This window comes from Catenulispora yoronensis (genome assembly GCF_039531695.1).
GTDB classification, from domain to species: Bacteria; Actinomycetota; Actinomycetes; order Streptomycetales; family Catenulisporaceae; genus Catenulispora; species Catenulispora yoronensis.
On sequence record NZ_BAAAQN010000076.1, the window covers coordinates 24,864 to 44,055 of the forward strand.

Sequence of the window (19,192 nt, forward strand, 5' to 3'; positions counted from 1 at the left end):
ATTCCGGTCCGCGGCCGCCGGGTTCTGTGTTGGCCGGGTTCTGTGTTGGCCGGATTCGATCTAGGCTGGGCTCGGTCTTGGCCGGTTTCGGTCCTGGCCAGCTTCGGGCTCGGCCACGCTCAGTCTCAGCCAGGCTCGATTTCAGCCGCGCTCAGACTCGGCCGGGCTCGATATTGGCCGGACTCGATCCGGCTTCGGTCTCGGCCGGATTCTGTCTTGGCCGGGCTCGGTCTTGGCTGGCTTCGGTCTCGGCTGGGCTCGGTCTTGGCCGGGCTCGGTCTCGGCCGGCGTCGGGTCCGGCTGTGCTCCGACCGCCGTCCAGCACCGGTCGGCTTCCCCGCCGCGCGCGAGCGGCCGTCCTCCCCGGCCGCCTACGGCTTCGGCGTGAGCAGGATCGCCTTGGCGCCCTGCTGGTATGCCTCGCGCAGATTGGCCGGGTCGGGCTCGCCGTCGGCGCCGATCGCGATGTTGTGGAACTTCGCGAAGTTGTGGTTGGCCCGGCACAGGGCGGCGTACAGGTCGATCGTTCGCTGCTCGCCGGCGACCACCTCGACCTCGGCGGTTCGTACCTTGCCCTTGTAGCGGACCCGGAGGTCCTGGCCGGTCGCCAGGTTCCGGGCCCAGCCGAACTGCGTGCCGACCAGTACCTTCCCGTCGTGCTCGATGTAGGCGATCGGGACCGTGTACTTCTTGCCCGACTTGCGGCCCACGACGTAGAGCAGGATCAGGTATCGTCCGATCCCTTTGGCCACACCCGGGGTGCTCAACGCCGTGCGCGTAAAAGCGTTGGCCAGTCCCTGCAAGCGCAGTGTCTGAGCCTTGCCCGCCGGACGTCCAGCTGCTTCCGTCTCAGTACCCATGTCGTCGACGTTACTCTTCGGCGTCCGTCTAGTGCGGTTGGTGACCGCCTGCCACTGCCTACTTCGGCGCGGAGGAGGCCCCCTTCACCCCCTTCACCACCTCCACCACGGCCTCCGCGACCGTCTTCGCCAAATCCCGGTGGAACACGCTCGGGACGATGTAGCTCGGGTTCAGGTCGCTGTCGCCGACCGTGGAGGCGATCGCCTTCGCCGCCGCGACCAGCACCTCCGGCGTGATGTGGTTGGACTGGGCGTCGATCAGGCCGCGGAAGACGCCGGGGAAGGCGAGGACGTTGTTGATCTGGTTCGGGTAGTCGCTGCGGCCGGTGGCCACCACCGCGGCGTGGCGCAGCGCCTCGTCCGGGTCGACCTCCGGCTCGGGGTTGGCCAGGGCGAAGACGATGGCGCCGGGGGCCATGGTGGCGATGTCGTCGCCGGTCAGGATGTGCGGGGCGGAGACGCCGATGAAGACGTCGGCGCCGGCCAGCGCCTCCTTCAGGGTGCCGGTCAGGTTCCCCGGGTTGGTGTGCTCGGCCACCCAGCGCAGCTCGGCGTCGCGGTCCAGGTCGTCGCGCTCGCGGTGGACCACGCCGTGGTAGTCCGCGACGGTGATGCTGGTGGCGCCGGCGGCGATCAGCAGGCGCAGGATGGCGGTGCCGGCGGCCCCGGCGCCGGAGCCGACGATGCGGACGTCGGAGAGCTTCTTGCCGACCACCTTCAGCGCGTTGGTGAGCGCCGCCAGCACCACGATGGCGGTGCCGTGCTGGTCGTCGTGGAAGACCGGGATGTCGAGCTCCTCGCGCAGCCGGCGCTCGATCTCGAAGCAGCGGGGGGCGCTGATGTCCTCCAGGTTGATGCCGGCGAAGCCGGGGGCGATGGCCTTGACCACCCGGATGATCTCCTCGGTGTCCTGGGTGTCCAGGCACAGCGGCCAGGCGTCGACGCCGGCGAACTGCTTGAACAGGGCGGCCTTGCCCTCCATCACCGGCAGCGCCGCGATCGGGCCGATGTTGCCCAGGCCCAGCACGGCCGAGCCGTCGGTGACGACCGCGACGGTGTTGCGCTTGATGGTCAGGCGCCGGGCGTCGTCGGGGTTCTCGGCCAGCGCCAGGGAGACCCGGGCGACGCCGGGGGTGTAGGCCATGGACAGCTCGTCGCGGTTGCGCAGCGACACCTTGGAGCGCATCTCGATCTTGCCGCCGAGGTGCATCAGGAAGGTGCGGTCGGAGACCCGGCCGACCTCGACGCCCTCGATCTTGCCCAGGGCCTCGGTGACCGCGCGGGAGTGCTCCTCGCTGGAGGCGGCGATCGTGACGTCGACGCGGAGCCGGTCGCGGCTGGAACCGGAGACGTCCAGGCCGGTGACGACGCCGCCGGCGTCCTCCACCACCCTGGTGATCCCGCTCACCGCGTTGCCGTAGGAGGGTGCCTCCAGCCGGACGGTGATCGAATAGGACACGCTGGGTGACGCGGACACTGGCGGTTCTCCTTTGGACTGCCGGGTTTCTACGCGCCAAGCCTAGAACAGCACCCCTTGCCTTCGAGGGTGGTATCGGCTAAGGAGTGGTGCGCGAGCGGTGCACGATATGCGCCGAACCGCCCCCGGCGTGATCGCATCGTGGCTGCATCGTGATCTAGTCGTTCGCCGCGCGAAGGATGATCGCGTACACTCGCAGCCAAGGTCATAAGTTCGCGGTGTTAAAGGCCCAGCGGAACTCCATTCCGCCGGGCCGTTCTCGTCTAGAACCGCAGACCGACAAACGTGGCTTCAAGCAGGAAATGAGAGCAGGATGGCTCAGGGGACAGTCAAGTGGTTCAACGCTGAGAAGGGCTACGGCTTCATCTCGCAGGACGAGGGGGGTCCGGATGTGTTCGTGCACTTCTCGGCAATCCAGTCCAACGGCTACCGTTCGCTGGAGGAGAACCAGCGAGTGGAGTTCGAGGTGACCCAGGGCCCGAAGGGCGCGCAGGCGGAGGACGTCCGCCCGCTTTAAGCGGTTTCCGCCTTTCGCGGCAATGAGTGAGCCGCATCCGGACATTGTCCGGATGCGGCTTTTTTGTTTTATTCGCCGTCGGCGCGCCGATAGAAGGCCCAGGCGTCCTGCACGATCCCGACCAGGTCGGTGCGCTCCGGCTGCCAGCCCAGCACGGTCCGGGCCCGTTCGGCGGACGCGACCAGCCGCGCCGGGTCGCCGGCCCGCCGCGGCCGCTCGACGGCCGGCAGCTCGTGGCCGGTGGCCTTGCGCACCGCCTCCAGCACCTCGTACACCGAGAAGCCGGTGCCGGTGCCGAGGTTGCAGATCAGGTGCTCCCCGGTCCGCGCCGCGTCCAGGGCCAGCAGGTGCGCCTCGGCCAGGTCGCGCACGTGGATGTAGTCGCGGATCGCGGTGCCGTCGGGCGTGGGGTAGTCGGTGCCGAACACCGAGGCCTCCGGCGCCTTCCCGGCCGCGACGTCCAGCAGGCGCGGGATTAGGTGGGTCTCCACCTCGTGGCGCTCGCCCTGCGAGCCGTCGGCGCCGGCGACGTTGAAGTACCGCAGCGACACCGCCGCGATGCCGTAGGCCGGGGCGGCGAAGGTCAGCAGCTGGTCGGCGGCCAGTTTCGAGGCGCCGTAGGGGTTGGTCGGGACGGTCGGCAGGTCCTCGGTGATCGGGCTGCGCTCCGGCTCGCCGTAGGTCGCCGCGGTCGAGGAGAACACGATGGTGCCGATCCCGTGGTCCCGCATCGCCTCCAGCAGGTTGGCGGTGCTGACGATGTTGTGCCGGAAGTAGCGGGCCGGCTCCGAGACCGACTCGCCGACCAGCGAGCGGGCCGCGAAGTGCAGGACCGCGTCGATCGGGCCGTCGGCGGTGACGGCCCGCAGCACGTCGCCGAGCTGCCGCTCGTCCAGCACGTCGGCGTGCCGGAAGGCGGCGCCGGCCGGTACGGCGTCCCGGTGCCCGGTCGACAGGTCGTCGACCACGGTCACGTCGTGACCGGCCCGGACCAGCACCGCGGCGGTGACCGACCCGACGTACCCCGCGCCTCCGATGACGAGCAAACGCATACTTTCCAGACCTCCAGTGCGACCGGGTGGAACGTGCCCCCAGCCTAGCCGAGATCTCAAAAATAAACAGACTCCATCAGGAATCAACAATCAGCAGGACCTCCAGGGTCCGCGGGCCGTGCACGCCCTCGACCCGGTCCAGCTCGATGTCCGAGGTCGCGGACGGCCCCGAGACCAACGTCGTCGGCCGGTGCGGGACCAGGGCCCGGACCGCGAGCGGCACGTCGGCCAGCACCTGCCAGGCCCGGACCACGCACAGGTGCAGGTCCGGGACCAGCGACAACGCGCGCCGGCCCTGGCCGGGCCCGGCGTCGAGCACGATCGTCCCGGTGAGCGCGATGCCCTGCGCGGCGGTGGTGACGACGCCGTCGGCGGCGTCCAGGTCGGCGGCGCTCAGCGGCGGGTCGTCGGACAGCCGGGTGCCGGTGAAGCCGGTGAGCCAGTCCTCGGGGAAGCCCGGCGGCACCACGAGGTTCTCGACGCCGCGGTCGCCGAGGATCCGGGCAATCTCTGCCGGGACCTCCTCCGGGGGGACCCGGGTGACCGTCGCGCGGTAGTCCTCGACGCGTTCCACGAACAGCTCGACGACGTCGCCGGTCGCGTGGCTGTCCAGGTAGTCGCGGGGGACGTCGACGTCCTCGGGGCGCTCGTCCTTCGGCACGTCGTGCAGCGCCGAGCGGATGCTCGCCAGGATGCGGTCCTTGGCCGAAACCGGTGTGCTCATCCTCGTCCCGTCCTTCGCCACCAGGTCCGGAACGATTCGCGCGCCGGCACCGGAACGTCGCGCGCGTCGGTCCACTTCTTCGCCGGCCCGGGCAGCCACCGGCCGCCGCGGATCCCGATGATCCGTCCGCCGACGGCGCCCAGCCGCTCCGCGAACGCCAGCCGCCGGGGCGATCCGAAGACCAGCCGCGCGCCCTTCATGGCGAGCGCCTCCGGCTTCGGGAACCCGTCGCCGCGGTGCGCGTCCACGACTTTCTGCCGCAGGTGCACCAGCATCTCGGGGATGTCGATGCGGACCGGGCAGGCGTCGTAGCAGGCCCCGCACAGGGTGGAGGCGAACGGCAGGGAGTCGGCGTGCTTCGAGCTCCCGACGCCGACCAGCTGCGGGGTCAGCACCGCGCCGATCGGCCCCGGGTAGACCGAGCCGTAGGAGCGGCCGCCGGTGCGCTCGTAGACCGGGCACACGTTCAGGCAGGCCGAGCAGCGGATGCAGTGCAGCGCCGAGCGGCCCTGGCGGTCGGCCAGGGTCGCGGTGCGGCCGTTGTCGAGCAGGATCAGATGGAACTCCCGCGGACCGTCGCCGGGGGTGACGCCGGTCCACAACGAGGTATAGGGATTCATCCGTTCGGCGGTGGAGGACCGGGGCAGCAGCTGGAGGAACACCTCCAGGTCGGCGAACGTCGGCAGCACCTTCTCGATGCCCATGACCGTGATCAGGGTCTCCGGCAGGGTCAGGCACATCCGGCCGTTGCCCTCGGACTCGACGACGCCGACCGTGCCGGTGTCGGCGCAGGCGAAGTTCGCCCCGGACACCGCGACCTTCGCGCGCAGGAACTTCTCCCGCAGGTGGCGGCGGGCGGCCTCGGCCAGGACGCGCGGCTCGTCGGTCAGGCCGTCGGGGGCCGGGACGCCGTTCTTGCCCATCTCGCGGCGGAAGATGTCGCGGATCTCGGTGCGGTTGCGGTGGATCGCCGGGACCAGGATGTGCGAGGGCCGGTCGTCGTCGAGCTGCACGATGAGCTCGGCGAGGTCGGTCTCGGTGGCGGTGACGCCCTCCTCGGCGAGCGCCTCGTTGAGGCCGATCTCCTGGGTGGCCATGGACTTGATCTTCACGACCTCGTCGGCGCCCCGGGCCCGCACCAGGTCGATGACGATGCGGTTGGCCTCCGCGGCGTCGGCGGCCCAGTGCACGACGCCGCCGGCGGCGGTGACGGACGCCTCCAGGCGCAGCAGGTACTCGTCCAGGTGCCGCATCACGCGGTCTTTGATCCGGGAGCCGGCCAGGCGCAGGGTTTCCCAGTCCTCGAGTTCCGCGACGGCTCGCAGCCTTTTATCGCGAATGGTCGTTGTCGCGTGCTTGAGGTTGCGGCGGAGCTGTTCGTCCTTCAGTGCGGTATGTGCGGCATTCGGGAAGGTCGGTGACCCCAGCCAGACCACATTCACTTTCTGATCGCTCATCGGGTACCCGCCAGAATCTCCGCCAGATGCAGTGTCCTGATTCCCGATTTGATGCGCCCCAGGCCGCCGCCGATATGCATCAGACAGGAGTTGTCGGAAGCACAGAGCGTGTCCGCCTTGGTCGCACCGATATTGCCCATCTTGTCCCGGAGCATCGCCACCGACGTCTCAGAGTTCTTCACCGCGAACGTGCCGCCGAAACCGCAGCAGGATTCGGCCTCGGGCAGTTCCACCAGGTCGATTCCCCGCACCGCGCGCAGCAATCGCAATGGCTTGTCGCCGACCCTCAGCATGCGCAGACTGTGGCATGTCGGATGGTAGGTGACCCGGTGCGGATAGTAGGCGCCGACATCGGTCACGCCGAGCACGTCGACCAGGAATTCGGAGAACTCGTAGACGTCCGGCGCGGTCTCAGTGTCGTGGTGGTGGCGTACATGGCCGCCGCAGGATCCCGACGGCGTCACGATCGCGTCGTAGCCGCGGAAGGCGTCGTTGAACGCGCCGACCAGGGCGTCGGCCTCGCGGCGGTAGCCGGTGTTGTAGTGCATCTGGCCGCAGCAGGTCTGGGCCATCGGGAACTCCACGGTGTGCCCGAGCCGCTCCAGCACGGCGGTGACGGCCTTGCCGGTGTCCGGGAACAGCGCGTCGTTGTAGCACGCGATGAACAGCGCGACCCGCATCTCAGACCTCTGCCCACAGCGCGTCGGGGATCGGCAGCCGCGCCATCTCCACGCAGTCGCGGACCTCGCGGGGCGAGCGCGCGCCGATCAGGACCGACTTCACGGCCGGATGCCGGGCCGGGAACTGGAGCGCGGCGGCCCGCAGCGGGACGCCGTGCCGCTCGCAGGTCGCCTTGAGCCGCAACGCCTTCGCGAGCACGTCGGGCGCGACCGTCTTGTAGTCGTAGGTCGACGTCGGCCGGGGATCGACCAGAAGACCCGAGTTGAACACCCCGCCGATCACCATGTCCACCCCTCGTTCCGCGGCCGCGTCGAGCAGTTCGGTGCCCGACCGGTCCAGCAGGGTGTGGCGACCGGCGAGCAGCACCACATCGATATCGGTTTCGCGGACGAACCGCAACGGGATCCGGGTCTGGTTCATCCCGACGCCGACCGCGCCCAGGACGCCCTCCTCCCGCAGCCGGGCCAGCGCCGGGAACGCCTCGCCCAGCGCCTGCTCCTCGTCGAAGTCCGGGTCGTGGATCAGGGCCAGGTCGATCCGGTCCAGGCCCAGGCGCTCCAGGCTGGCCTCGATGGACCGGCGCACGCCGTCGGCGGAGTAGTCCAGGACCCGCCGGAACGCCGCCGGCACCGCGAAGCCCTCGGTGTCCTGGCCCTCGGGCTCGGCGACCGGTTCGAGGATCCGCCCGACCTTGGTGGACAGGACGAACTCCGCGCGCGGCCGGGTGCGCAGCGCCGCGCCGAGCCGCCGCTCCGACAGGCCGAGCCCGTAGTGCGGCGCCGTGTCGAAGACCCGGATCCCGGCGTCCCAGGCGGCGTCCACGGTCGCGCGCGCGTCCTGCTCGCCCACCACGCTGAACAGGTTGCCGATCCCGGCGGCCCCGAAGGACAGGTCGGTCAGGTTCCGCATGCCCTCACTGTCCCACGGGGCGCAGCCGCAGACCCGCCATGCCGCCGTCGACGGCCAGCGCCGTGCCGGTCACCGAGGCAGCGGTCGGGGAGGCCAGGTAGGCGATGGCGGCGGCCACCTCGTCGGCGCTGACCAGGCGGCCCATCGGCTGCCGGGCCTCCAGCGCGGCGCGTTCGGCGGCCGGGTCGGCCGCCGCGTCGAGCAGCCGGCCCACCCACGGCGTGTCGGCGGTGCCGGGGTTCACGCAGTTCACTCGGATGCCCTCGCGCACGTGGTCCGCGGCCATCGCCAGGGTCAGCGACAGCACCGCGCCCTTGGTCGCCGAGTACAGCGCGCGCTGGGGCAGGCCGGCGGTGGCGGCGATCGAGCAGGTGTTCACGATCGCCGCGTACCGGGACCGGCGCAGCGCCGGCAGGGCGGCCCGGGTGACCCGGACCATGCCGACCACGTTCACGTCGTAAACCCTCAGCCACTGCTCGTCGGGGTTGTCCTCGACGGTGCCGGCGGTGCCGACGCCGGCGTTGTTGACCAGCACGTCCAGGCCGCCGAGCGCCTCCACGGCGGCGGCCACCGCGGACCGCACCGAGGCGTCGTCGGCGACGTCGGCCCGGAAGCCGTGCAGCCCGGCGGCGATCGCCGGCTCCGGGTCCAGGTCGAGCACGGCCACCGCGGCGCCGCGGTTGGCCAGGGTCCGGGCGGTGGCCGCGCCGATCCCGGAGCCGCCGCCGGTGACCACCGCCTTCAGTCCTTCGAAGTCCCGCATCTCACACCTCTCCTCGGTCCGCGCGCCAGAACGAGCCGTCAGGGTACGAATACGCCTCCAGCGTCGCCGGGTACATCTGCGCGGAGAAGCCCGGCGCCGTCGGGGCCCGGTAGGCGCCGTCGCGCACCACCGTCGGGGTCAGGAAGTGCTCGTGCAGGTGGTCGACGTACTCGATGACCCGGTCCTCGTGCGACCCGGACAGCGCCACGAAGTCGAACATCGACAGGTGCTGCACCAGTTCGCACAGTCCGACGCCGCCGGCGTGCGGACACACCGGTACCCCGAACTTGGCCGCCAGCAACAGGATCGCCAGGTTCTCGTTGACGCCGCCGACCCGCGCGGCGTCCATCTGCAGGAAGTCGATGGCCCCGGCCTGGAGCAGCTGCTTGAACACGATGCGGTTCTGCACGTGCTCGCCGGTGGCCACCTTCACCGGCGCCACCGCCGCCCGGATCGCGGCGTGCCCGAGCACGTCGTCCGGGGAGGTGGGCTCCTCGATCCAGTACGGGTCGAACTCGGCCAGCGCCTTGACCCACTCGATCGCCTGCCCGACGTTCCAGCGCTGGTTGGCGTCGATCGCCATCCGGACGTCCGGCCCGACCGCGGCCCGGCCGGCCCGGCAGCGGCGGACGTCGTCGGCGAGGTCGGCGCCGACCTTGAGCTTGATCTGCTTGAAGCCGGCGGCGACCGCCTCGTGCGCCAGCCGGGTCAGCTTCTCGTCGGAGTAGCCGAGCCAGCCCGGGGAGGTGGTGTAGGCGGGGTAGCCCTCGGCACGCAGCCGCGCCTCCCGCCCGGCCGCGCCGTCCTTGCCGCGGCGCAGCAGGGCCAGCGCGTCCTCCGGGGTCAGCGCGTCGGTGAGGTAGCGGAAGTCGACCTGCGAGACCAGCCACTCCGGATCGGCGTCGGCCAGCAGCTTCCACAACGGCACCCCGGCGCGCCGGGCGGCCAGGTCCCAGACCGCGTTGACGACCGCGCCGATCGCCATGTGCATGACGCCCTTCTCGGGGCCCAGCCACCGCAGCTGGCTGTCTCCGATCAGGGCCCGGCTGACGATCCCGGGGTCCGCGCACACCGCGTCGACGTCCAGGCCGACGACGTGCTCGCGCAGCGCCTCGATCGCCGCCACCTGGACGTCGTTGCCGCGGCCGATGGTGAAGGTGAAGCCGTGGCCGGACAGGCCGTCCTCGGCGTCGGTGCGCAGGATCAGGTAGGCCGCGGAGTAGTCGGGGTCCGGGTTCATGGCGTCGGACCCGTCGAGCTCGCGCGAGGTCGGGAACCGCACGTCGAAGGTCTGGAGCCCGGTGACGCGGCTCATGCCGGCACCAGCTTCGAGCGCTGCGACCCGAGGCCGTCGATAGCCAGCTCGACCTCGTCGCCGGCCCGCAGGTACGGGTTGCCCTCGATGCCGAGCGCCACGCCGGCCGGGGTTCCGGTGTTCACCACGTCACCCGGCTCCAGCACCATGTGCTGCGACAGGTAGCGCAGGATCTCGGCGACCCCGAAGATCATGTTCGCGGTGCTGCCGTTCTGCCGCTGCACGCCGTTGACCGAGAGCCGCAGGCCCAGCCGCTGGCAGTCCGCGACCTCGTCCGGGGTGACCAGCCACGGCCCCAGCGGGTTGAAGGTCTCGCAGGACTTGCCCAGGTCCCACTGCGCCGAGCGCTCCAGCTGGAACTCCCGCTCGGAGACGTCGTTGCTGACTGCGAAGCCGCCGATCGCAGCCAGCGCCTCGGCGTCGGATTCCAGGTAGCGGGCCCGCGCGCCGACGACCACCGCGAGCTCCACCTCCCAGTCGGTCTTCACCGACCCGCGCGGGATGAGGATGTCGTCGTTCGGACCGACCACGGTGTACGGGTCCTTCATGAACACCACCGGCCGCGGCGGGATCGGCGCCCCGGTCTCCTCGGCGTGGTCGCGGTAGTTCAGCCCGATGCAGACCACCTTGCCGGGCCGGGCGACGGCCGCGCCCACCCGCAGCCCGGCGACCTGCTCGGGCGGGAGCTCGGGCAGGGCGCCGGAGGCGGCGGCGGCGCGCACCCGGTCCGGACCGCCGTCCAGCCAGAACGCGCGGTCCAGGTCGCCGGCGACGCCGGCCAGGTCGAGATGACGGCCGTCGGGCGCGAGCAGCACGGGGCGCTCGCGGCCGGGCTCGCCGAGGCGGAGGAGTTTCACGCCTCGGGACTCTAGGCAAACATCGGATCTATCGTCAAGGGAATCAAGATCCTTCTCACAGTCGGTTTCCGGCCCCGGCCTGCCGTTTCTGAAAATCGATCTCGTAACATTCGGAAACTCGTGCGACCAAAACCCTTGCCAGAGCGCCACGCCAGGGCTATACATCGGATGACTAAAACGGCGCGTGATTTACGCCACACACTTCCGGCACCCACCCTCTCCCAGCGAGGACGGCATGAGGCTTCACCGCACGTCGCAAACACTTCTGGCCCTCGTGGCCGTCATCACGCTCAGCGCGAGCGCCACCGCCTGCGGGCGGTCCGGCAGCAAGTCCGGCTCCGGCGGCAAGATCGGCATCGACTTCCCGCGCTCGGACTCCGACTTCTGGAACAGCTACGCCAAGTACGTCAACCAGGACGTCAAGGACCAGAAGCTGGACGCGCTGACGCCGACCAACTCCAACAACAAGACCGACGTCCTGGTCTCCAACGTCGCCACGCTCACCGGCCAGGGCGCCAAGGCCGTGGTCATGGCCCCGCAGGACACCGGCGCGATCGCCAGCACCCTGGAGGACCTGGCCGGCAAGAAGATCCCGGTGATCAGCGTGGACACCCGCCCGGACAAGGGCCAGGTCTACATGGTGGTGCGGGCCGACAACCGCGCCTACGGCGAGAAGGCCTGCAAGTTCCTCGGCGACAAGCTGAACAACACCGGCACCGTCGTGGAGTTCGAGGGCGACCTGACCTCGGTCAACGGCCGCGACCGCTCCGAGGCCTTCGGCGACTGCATGGCCAAGAGCTACCCCGGCATCAAGGTGCTGGCCGAGGCCACCGAGTGGAAGGGCGACGTGGCGGCCGCCAAGCTCCAGGACGCGCTCACCCAGGGCACCGTCAACGGCATCTACATGCAGGCCGGCGGCGTGTTCCTGGCGCCGACCGTCTCCCTGCTCCAGCAGAAGAACCTGCTGGTGCCGCCGACCGACCCCAAGCACATCTTCATCGTCTCCAACGACGGCATCCCGGCCGAGTTCGCGGCCATCAAGGCCGGCCAGATCGACGCCACCGTGTCGCAGCCGGCCGACCTCTACGCCAAGTACGGGCTCTACTACGCCCAGCAGGCGCTGGCCGGCAAGACCTTCACCCCCGGCCCGACCGACCACGGCTCGACCATCATCCAGCTGCCCAACGGCCTGGAGGACCAGCTGCCCGCGCCCCTGGTGACCGCCGACAACGTCGGCGACCCGGCGCTGTGGGGCAACCAGGTCGGCAAGTGACGGCGCGATGACGACGCACGACTCCAGGGCGGCCGGCGACCCCGGCCGCCCCGGCCACGCCTCCGGGGCCGCCGGGTCCGACCCGGCCGCCCCGGTCGCCGCCGCGATCGGGGTGTCCAAGAGCTTCGGCGCCACCCGGGCGCTGATCGACGTCGGCCTGTCCGTGGCCCCCGGCGAGGCGCACGCCCTGGTCGGCCGCAACGGCGCCGGCAAGTCCACGCTGGTCTCGCTGCTGACCGGGCTGGCCCGGCCGGACCACGGCCGGATCCTGTTCGGCGGCGAGCCGGCCCCGCAGCCGTCGGACCGCGCCGGCTGGCAGGCCCGCGCGGCCTGCGTCTACCAGAAGTCGACGATCATCCCCACGCTGTCGGTGGCCGAGAACCTGTTCCTGAACCGGCAGTCCGAGGGGGCGCGCCGGATCAGCTGGAAGGCGCTGCGCGCCCGGGCCTCGGCCCTGCTGGCCGAGTACGACATCGACGTCGACCCGGCCGCCGCCGCCGCGACCCTGGCCGTGGACCAGCGCCAGGTGCTGGAGATCGCCCGGGCGCTGTCCTTCGGCGCCCGGTTCATCATCCTGGACGAGCCCACCGCGCAGCTCGACGGCGCGAACATCGCCTCGCTGTTCGACCGGCTGCGCCGGCTCCAGCAGTCCGGCGTCGCGTTCCTGTTCATCTCGCACCACCTGAGCGAGGTCTACGAGGTCTGCCAGACGGTCACCGTCTACCGCGACGCCCGGCACATCCTGACCGCGCCGGTCTCCGGCCTGGACAAGGACGAGCTGATCGAGGCCATGACCGGCGAGGACCGCTCGGCACGGGCCCAGTTCGCGGTGGACCGCTACCAGCCGCCGACCGCGCCAGGCGCTCCGGCGCTGCACGTCAGCGGCCTGACCGTGCCCGGCGCCTTCGCCGACTTCGGAGTGACGGTGGGCGTCGGCGAGATCGTCGGCCTGGCCGGGGCCGGCGGCTCCGGCGCCGTGACGGTCGGCGAGACGGTCGCCGGGCTGCACCGGCCGGCCGCCGGGACCGTGGAGGTGTCCGGACGCCGGGTGCCGACCGGCAGCGTCCCGCACGCCCTGCGGGCCGGACTGGGCTTCGTCCCGGAGGACCGGCACGCACAGGGCGTGATCCCGCTGCGGCCGATCGCCGAGAACATCACGCTGACCGCGACCGACCGCCTGGGCCGGCACGGGTTCTTCACCACGGAGTCCCTGCGCCGCGCCGGCAGCGCCCTGATGGAACGCCTGGACGTGAAGGCCGAGGGGCCGGACCAGCCGGTCTCGGCGCTGTCCGGCGGCAACCAGCAGAAGGTCGTGATGGGACGGGCCCTGGCCAGTGAGCCGAAGGCCCTGGTGCTGATCCGGCCGACGGCCGGGGTGGACGTGAAGTCCAAGGAGTCGCTGCTCGGCACCGTACGGCAGGCCGCCGAAGCCGGCTGCGGGGCGCTGCTGGTCTCGGACGAGCTCGACGACCTGCGGATCGCCCACCGGGTGCTGGTGATGTTCAAGGGCGCGGTGGTCGCGGAGTTCCCCGGAGGGTGGGGCGACGCCGAGCTGATCGCCGCCGTCGAGGGCCTGGGCGAGCCCCCCGCGCAGCAAGAGAAGAGGACTGACGATGAGTGAGGTCACGACGATGTCCGACGCGGCCGAGCTGCTCCCCGCGAACCACCCCGAGTCCCCGGCGCGCCGCCGCCCGGGCACCCGCTGGCTCCGCGAGTTCTCGCTGCTGCCGGCGATGGCGCTGCTGATCCTGATCGGCTTCATCGAGTCGCCGGACTTCCTGACCGGCGACAACTTCCTGGCGATGCTCCAGCAGTCGACCGAGCTCAGCGTCCTGGTCCTGGCCGAGGCGCTGATCCTGATCGGCGGCCGCATGGACCTGTCGCTGGAGTCGACGGTGACCCTGGCCCCGGTGATCGCGCTGTGGCTGGTGCTGCCCACCTCCGGCAACCGGTTCAACGGCCTGGGCTTCGGCGCGGCCTGGATGGCCATCCCGATCTGCCTGCTGGTCGGCGCGGCCGTCGGAGCGGTGAACGGCTTCCTGATCCTGAAGATGAACCTCAACGGATTCGTCGTCACCCTCGGGATGCTGACCATGCTGCACGGCCTGGTGATCGTGATCGACGGCGGCCAGACCGTGTTCACCCTCCCCCCGTCCTTCGCCTACCTCGGCCACCACGACTGGCTGGGCCTGCCCGCCTCCGTGTGGGTGTGCGGACTCCTGTTCGCCATCGGAATCGCGGCCCTGGGCTGGTTCCGACACGGACGCGCCCTCTACGCCATCGGCGGCAACCCGGCCGCCGCCCGCGCAGCGGGCATCCGGGTCGAACGCACCATCTGGATCGTCCTGATCATCGGCTCGATGCTGGCCGCGTTCGCAGGCCTGCTCTACGCCGGCCGCCTCGGCTCGGCCTCAGCGAGCCAAGGCACCGGCAAGATCTTCGAGGTCTTCGCCGCCACCGTGATCGGCGGCGTCAGCATGAACGGCGGCCGCGGCTCCCTGTTCGGCGCCCTGACCGGCGTCCTGACCCTCCGCCTGATCGAGAACGTCCTGACCTTCGGCCACGTGTCGGCCCAGGACATCGAGTTCTTCAACGGAGTGGTGATCCTGGTGGCCCTGATCGTCTCCCGCTACACATCCGGAGCCGCCCAGGACTAGCAACGCGGGCGGGCGCCCCCAACGGCGCCCGCCCGATCATCCCTCAGCCTGCTCACGATCCTCACTGAGCGTCTTCCGCAACCACTGCTCGATGCTCAGAATATGGATCGTCGCCCAAGCCCGAGCACCCTCGGTATCCCGCTCGGCCAGCGCGTCAAGGATCGCGTTGTGCTCCATCAACGTCCGCGTCAGCGCACCCTCCTGAGTGAGCCCGCGCCACACCCGCGCCCGAGTCGTGGGCCCGGACAAACTATCGAGCAGCGACCCGAGCACCACATTGCGCGAGCACGAAGCAATCCGGCTGTGGAACTCCAGGTCATTACGAACCAGATCCTCCACCGTCGGCGCATTGCCGATCAGCTCCAGATGCGCCCGCAGCTCCGCCACCTCCTCATCGGTGATCCGCTGCGCCGCCATGGCCGTCGCCGCCGGCTCCAGGATCCTCCGGACCTCCAGGAACTCCAGCACGGTGTCGTCGCGATGGAAGTCCACCACGAAACTCATCGCCTCCAGAAGCCGAGCCGGCTCCAGGCTGGTGACATAAGTACCGTCGCCCTGACGCACGTCCAGCACATGGATCAGCGACAGCGCACGCACCGCCTCCCGCAACGAGCTCCGAGAAAGCCCCAGCTCAGAGGCCAGATCAGCCTCTTTCGGCAACCGATCCCCAGGCCGCAACCGCCCCTGGGTGATCATCTCTTTGATCTTCTCGATCGCCTCGTCCGTCACCGCCATAAAGCCATTCTGCCAGCCCAACCCGCAGCGGCCAGACCGACCGCACCACCCACAACCCGCCGCCCCGCTTTTGACTTTCGCCCTTCCCAAAACCAGGTCTTCGGTTCCGGTCTTTCCGTCGCTTCGGCGGGCGCAGCCAATCGCGCCGCCCAGGCGGTGTCAAGGCTCGCATCAGCCAGGGCACAGCACCCAAAGGGTCGCCTTGATACCGCCTGGGCGGTGTGATTCCTTCAGGCGACGATGCGACGGAAAGACCGGAACCGAAACCGGAACCACCGACCAAAGCCGCGCCAACCCACCCGGCCCCACTCTTTCCAGAGCGAGGCCCTCCCCGGAGGGGCCGCCGGAGGCGCTTTTGACTGGCTTTTGATCTTGCCTGGTCTTCAAACCCACAGCGCATCAGCACTCGAAGTTCACCCATCCATCCATTCCCACCCCACCTCAAGGCGTCTGCGTAACCGCAGCCACCTCCCCACTGACCACCACATCCCCCTCCCGCAACCCCGCACCCCCACCCGCGCCCCCACCCCCCGTGACAATCCACCGATCCGTCCGAATCCGCACCACCAGAACCACCAACCGCGCCACCATGAAAACCCCCAAAGCCCACCACAACCCCATCAACCCACCACCCCCCGCATAACTACTCAACGCCGCCCCAAGATAAACCGCCGTGGTAACAACCCCAACCCAAGCCAAATACCGCCCATCCCCCGCCCCGATCAAAATCCCGTCCAACACAAACACCGGCGCGGCAATCGGCAAGAACAACACCTCCAACAACAAAACCTCACTCAACAAATGCCGCACCACCTCATCCTCCGTAAACAACGGAATGAACAACTGCCGTGTAGCCAGAACCACCAACCCGAGCACCACCCCCGTCACCACCCCCCACTGCATCGTCCGCCGCGTAGCCCGACGCGCCCCCTCCACATCCGAACCCCCCAACAGCTGCGAGATCCACGCCTGCCCCGCAATAGCCAGCGCGTCGAGCACCAGCGCCAAGAACCCCCACAGCGACCACGCCACCTGCTGCGCCGCCAGCGCCTCCGTCCCGTACCTCGCCGCCAGGATCGTCCCCGCGAGCAGCGCCATGCGCAGCAGTATCGTGCGAATCAACAGCGGAACCGACGCGGAAGCCGCCTGCTTGATCCCTTCCCGATCGGGCCTCAACGGCGCCCCATACCTCCGCGCCGCCTTGTAGACGACCGCCGAATAAGCCGCGGCCATCCCGTACTGCGTCAGCACGGTCCCGGTCGCGGAACCCGCGATCCCCATCCCCAGTGGATAGACCAGCACGTAGTTGAGCACGACATTCGCCCCGGCCCCGCTCGCCGCGACGACCAACGTCGTACGAATGTCCTGCAACCCCCGCAGCACCCCCGTCGACGCCAGCACCACCAACATCGCCGGCTGCCCAAGCGAGGCCACCCGCAGATACGTCACCCCGTACGGCACCGCCTCGTGCGACGCCCCGAACATCCTCACCAACGGCTCGGCGAACACGATCCCGCCCAGCCCCAACACCACCCCGAGAATCACCCCCAGCCACATCCCGTCAACACCCTGCCGCACCGCCCCCGGCAGATCCCCGGCGCCGATCCGCCGCCCCACCGCCGCGGTGGTCCCGTACGCCAGGAACACGCACAAGTACGTCAACGTCGCCAGCAATGCACTGGCCGCCGCCAACCCCGCCAGCTGCGGCGTCCCCAGATGCCCGACGATCGCGGAGTCGGCCAGCAGGAACAGCGGCTCGGCCACCAGGTTCCCCAGCGCCGGCACGGCGAGCCGAAACAGGTGGACGTCCTCAGCCGTCGGCCGAAAACCGAACCTCCGCGACTCGGAACTCATCAGCGATCCCTGTCCCCAGAACGGAAGCGAACTGTCATAGTCACAACACCGAACCGCATGTTACATCCACCGGGCTCCGCACCCCAGGAACCTCCAAGTTCCGGCACAGACGCGCCACATCCGCCATAGTGGATGCCGCCGCCCCACCGCAGTTGTAATCAAGTAATCATCATCGCTGGAGGCTCGTCCGTGATCGTCGAATACATCCGCTACCGCGTCCCCACCGACCGCGCCCCCGAGTTCGAGGCCTCCTACGCCCGCGCCGCCACGAGCCTGGCCGCCGCGCCGCAGTGCGTCGACTACGAGCTGTCCCGCTGCACCGACGAACCCGAGAGCTACATCCTTCGCATCACGTGGAGCTCCGCGAAAGACCACCTGGAGGGCTTCCGCGGCGGCGAGCACTTCGCACCCTTCTTCGCCGAGATCAAGCCCTTCGTCGGCGACATCGAGGAGATGCGCCACTACGAGAAGACCCCCGTCCGCGGCGACGGTGGCGCGGTGCCGAGCCTCTACGAGTGGCTGGGCGGCAGCGAGGCACTGGAGCGCCTGACCGAGGCCTTCTACCGCGAGGTCCTCAAGGACGACCTGCTGATCCCCCTGTTCGGGGGCATGGATCCCCAGCATCCCCAGCACGTCGCCCTCTGGCTCGGCGAGGTCTTCGGCGGCCCCACCACCTACACCGACCACCACGGCGGCTACCGCCACATGGTCTCCCGCCACCTCGGCCGCGGCATCGAGGAGAAGCAGCGCCGCCGCTGGGTCAGCCTCCTGATGGACGCCGCCGACGAGGTCGGCCTGCCCGACGACCCCGAGTTCCGCGCCGCCTTCGCCGGCTACATCGAGTGGGGCACCCGCCTGGCGGTCATCAACTCGCGCCCCGGGGTGGACGCCTACGACGCGCCGATGCCGAAGTGGAGCTGGGGCGGCCACCCGCCGTATCGCGGCTGACCCCACTCCCCTCCTCCTTCTGCACCGTGCAGCGCGGACAGGGTTCCCCTCCTACAACCCCTCCAACAGCCTCTTCTACAACCCCGCCGCCAACCCCCGAACAATCTCCCCCACGGCCCCCGTCCGCGCCGCCCGAAACCCGGTCCCGGCCCACAAATGCAACCGCTCCGCATCCCCGGCCTTCGCCGCCGCCTGCCGCATCGGCCGCGTCAGGTGATGAACCGCCGGATACCCCCACGGCGCCCCGGCCCCATGCCGCTCCATGAACCCGTTGCGCAGCCCGCGCGCCGGGCGCCCAGTAAACGCGTGCGTAATGGCCGTCTCGGTGTACTCCGGGGCGGCCAGCGCATCCTTGTGCGTCTGCGAAGCACCCGACTCGTCCGCCCTCAACAACAACGTCCCGACAACAACCGCCTCCGCTCCAGCGTGAAGCAGCTCGCTGACATCCGCCGATTCAGCCACCCCACCCCCCGCCACGATCGGCAGATCCACCGCAGCCCGCACCTCCCGCACCAAATCGGATCCACGCACCGACCCCACCGACCGGTACGGATCAAACGTCCCACTATGCCCTCCGGCCGCCGGCGCCTGCACCACAACCCCGTCGACACCCACCTCAGCCGCGGCCCGCGCCTCCTCCGCCGTCGTCACCGTCGCCAGCACCCGGCTCCCCACCCGCCGCAAGGCCGCGATGTCCCGCGCGTCCGGCAAGCCGAAGGTCAGCGAAACCACCGCCACCGGATCGGCCACCAACACCGCGAGCTTCTCATCCCACTGATCATCGTCATCGACCACCGGCCGCGGATCGAGCTCCACCCCGAGCCGCACGGCCTCCGGCTCCAGTTCCTCGGCATAGGCGCGGAACGCCCGCTCGTCCACCGGCATCGTCCCGGGCACGAACAGGTTCATCCCGAACGTTCCCCCGATCTCCCGCGCCCGCCGCATCTCGTCGGCCATGGCCTCGGCGGACTTGTATCCCGCGGCCAGGAAAGGGAACCCGCCCGCGGCGTGCACCGCCGACGCCAGCGCCACGGTGCTCGGCCCGCCGGCCATCGGCGCGGCGACGATCGGGAGCTCCGAGTCCGCCCAACGGGTTCCGGTTCCAGCCATCGT

18 protein-coding genes are annotated in these 19,192 nt (G+C 70.2%); 5 read left to right on the forward strand and 13 right to left on the reverse strand.

Annotated features, from left to right (window positions below):
* Nucleotides 1–371 precede the first annotated feature (371 nt).
* Both ABD481_RS40545 and ABD481_RS40550 read right to left on the reverse strand, forming a co-directional pair.
* Nucleotides 372–860, reverse strand: coding sequence for a nitroreductase family deazaflavin-dependent oxidoreductase (locus tag ABD481_RS40545; RefSeq protein WP_344671216.1), 489 nt, complete (start codon nt 858–860; stop codon nt 372–374).
* 58 nt (nt 861–918) lie between these two features.
* On the reverse strand, nt 919–2,337 hold the full coding sequence (locus ABD481_RS40550; RefSeq protein WP_344671217.1) for an NAD-dependent malic enzyme: 1,419 nt from the start codon (nt 2,335–2,337) through the stop codon (nt 919–921).
* Between the two features lie 313 nt (nt 2,338–2,650).
* On the opposite strand from ABD481_RS40550, the gene ABD481_RS40555 reads away from it, so the two are divergent.
* Nucleotides 2,651–2,854 carry a cold-shock protein gene (locus ABD481_RS40555; RefSeq protein ID WP_344671218.1) on the forward strand — a complete coding sequence of 68 codons (204 nt, stop codon included), beginning with the start codon at nt 2,651–2,653 and terminating at the stop codon, nt 2,852–2,854.
* 68 nt (nt 2,855–2,922) lie between these two features.
* On the opposite strand, the gene galE is transcribed toward ABD481_RS40555, so the two are convergent.
* The 8 genes from galE to ABD481_RS40595 all read right to left on the reverse strand — a co-directional run bounded on the left by galE (nt 2,923) and on the right by ABD481_RS40595 (nt 10,612).
* On the reverse strand, nt 2,923–3,906 hold the full coding sequence (gene galE / locus ABD481_RS40560; protein ID WP_344671219.1) for a UDP-glucose 4-epimerase GalE: 984 nt from the start codon (nt 3,904–3,906) through the stop codon (nt 2,923–2,925).
* A gap of 76 nt (nt 3,907–3,982) precedes the next feature.
* Entirely contained in the window at nt 3,983–4,630 is a 648-nt protein-coding gene (locus ABD481_RS40565; RefSeq protein WP_344671220.1) for a LutC/YkgG family protein, read from the reverse strand.
* A complete protein-coding gene (locus tag ABD481_RS40570) occupies nt 4,627–6,087 on the reverse strand; it encodes a lactate utilization protein B (protein WP_344671221.1) in 1,461 nt (486 codons plus the stop codon). Before ABD481_RS40570 ends, ABD481_RS40565 begins: the two co-directional genes overlap by 4 nt.
* Nucleotides 6,084–6,767 carry a (Fe-S)-binding protein gene (locus ABD481_RS40575; RefSeq protein WP_344671222.1) on the reverse strand — a complete coding sequence of 228 codons (684 nt, stop codon included), beginning with the start codon at nt 6,765–6,767 and terminating at the stop codon, nt 6,084–6,086. The genes ABD481_RS40570 and ABD481_RS40575 overlap by 4 nt, the downstream gene beginning before the upstream one ends.
* A gap of 1 nt (nt 6,768) precedes the next feature.
* Nucleotides 6,769–7,677 carry an aldo/keto reductase gene (locus tag ABD481_RS40580; protein ID WP_344671223.1) on the reverse strand — a complete coding sequence of 303 codons (909 nt, stop codon included), beginning with the start codon at nt 7,675–7,677 and terminating at the stop codon, nt 6,769–6,771.
* Nucleotides 7,678–7,681: 4 nt separating this feature from the next.
* Nucleotides 7,682–8,440, reverse strand: coding sequence for an SDR family NAD(P)-dependent oxidoreductase (locus ABD481_RS40585; RefSeq protein WP_344671224.1), 759 nt, complete (start codon nt 8,438–8,440; stop codon nt 7,682–7,684).
* A 1-nt stretch (nt 8,441) separates the two neighbouring features.
* Nucleotides 8,442–9,755 carry an L-fuconate dehydratase gene (locus tag ABD481_RS40590; RefSeq protein ID WP_344671225.1) on the reverse strand — a complete coding sequence of 438 codons (1,314 nt, stop codon included), beginning with the start codon at nt 9,753–9,755 and terminating at the stop codon, nt 8,442–8,444.
* Nucleotides 9,752–10,612, reverse strand: coding sequence for a fumarylacetoacetate hydrolase family protein (locus tag ABD481_RS40595; RefSeq protein ID WP_344671226.1), 861 nt, complete (start codon nt 10,610–10,612; stop codon nt 9,752–9,754). The genes ABD481_RS40590 and ABD481_RS40595 overlap by 4 nt, the downstream gene beginning before the upstream one ends.
* A 235-nt stretch (nt 10,613–10,847) precedes the next feature.
* Between ABD481_RS40595 and ABD481_RS40600 the strand changes: the two genes are divergently transcribed.
* Genes ABD481_RS40600 through ABD481_RS40610 form a run of 3 tightly spaced genes read left to right on the forward strand, consistent with a single transcriptional unit; the run spans nt 10,848 to nt 14,542 of the window.
* Nucleotides 10,848–11,885: a sugar ABC transporter substrate-binding protein gene (locus ABD481_RS40600; RefSeq protein ID WP_344671227.1), complete on the forward strand. Its 1,038-nt coding sequence runs from the start codon at nt 10,848–10,850 to the stop codon at nt 11,883–11,885.
* A 7-nt stretch (nt 11,886–11,892) separates the two neighbouring features.
* Complete coding sequence (locus ABD481_RS40605) at nt 11,893–13,506, forward strand: sugar ABC transporter ATP-binding protein (protein WP_344671228.1); 1,614 nt, start codon at nt 11,893–11,895, stop codon at nt 13,504–13,506.
* Nucleotides 13,499–14,542, forward strand: coding sequence for an ABC transporter permease (locus ABD481_RS40610; protein WP_344671229.1), 1,044 nt, complete (start codon nt 13,499–13,501; stop codon nt 14,540–14,542). The genes ABD481_RS40605 and ABD481_RS40610 overlap by 8 nt, the downstream gene beginning before the upstream one ends.
* 36 nt (nt 14,543–14,578) lie before the next feature.
* Here the strand turns inward: ABD481_RS40610 and ABD481_RS40615 are convergent, their stop codons facing one another.
* Entirely contained in the window at nt 14,579–15,277 is a 699-nt protein-coding gene (locus ABD481_RS40615; protein WP_344671230.1) for a FadR/GntR family transcriptional regulator, read from the reverse strand.
* Between the two features lie 441 nt (nt 15,278–15,718).
* Nucleotides 15,719–17,131, reverse strand: coding sequence for an MATE family efflux transporter (locus ABD481_RS40620; protein ID WP_344671231.1), 1,413 nt, complete (start codon nt 17,129–17,131; stop codon nt 15,719–15,721).
* 189 nt (nt 17,132–17,320) lie between these two features.
* Here ABD481_RS40620 and ABD481_RS40625 point away from each other — a divergent pair, with 189 nt between their 5' ends.
* Nucleotides 17,321–18,079: a group II truncated hemoglobin gene (locus ABD481_RS40625; protein WP_344671232.1), complete on the forward strand. Its 759-nt coding sequence runs from the start codon at nt 17,321–17,323 to the stop codon at nt 18,077–18,079.
* A 75-nt stretch (nt 18,080–18,154) separates the two neighbouring features.
* On the opposite strand, the gene ABD481_RS40630 is transcribed toward ABD481_RS40625, so the two are convergent.
* Nucleotides 18,155–19,189 (reverse strand): nitronate monooxygenase, encoded by a 1,035-nt coding sequence (locus ABD481_RS40630; protein WP_344671233.1) that lies wholly within the window; start codon nt 19,187–19,189, stop codon nt 18,155–18,157.
* Nucleotides 19,190–19,192: the final 3 nt, after the last annotated feature.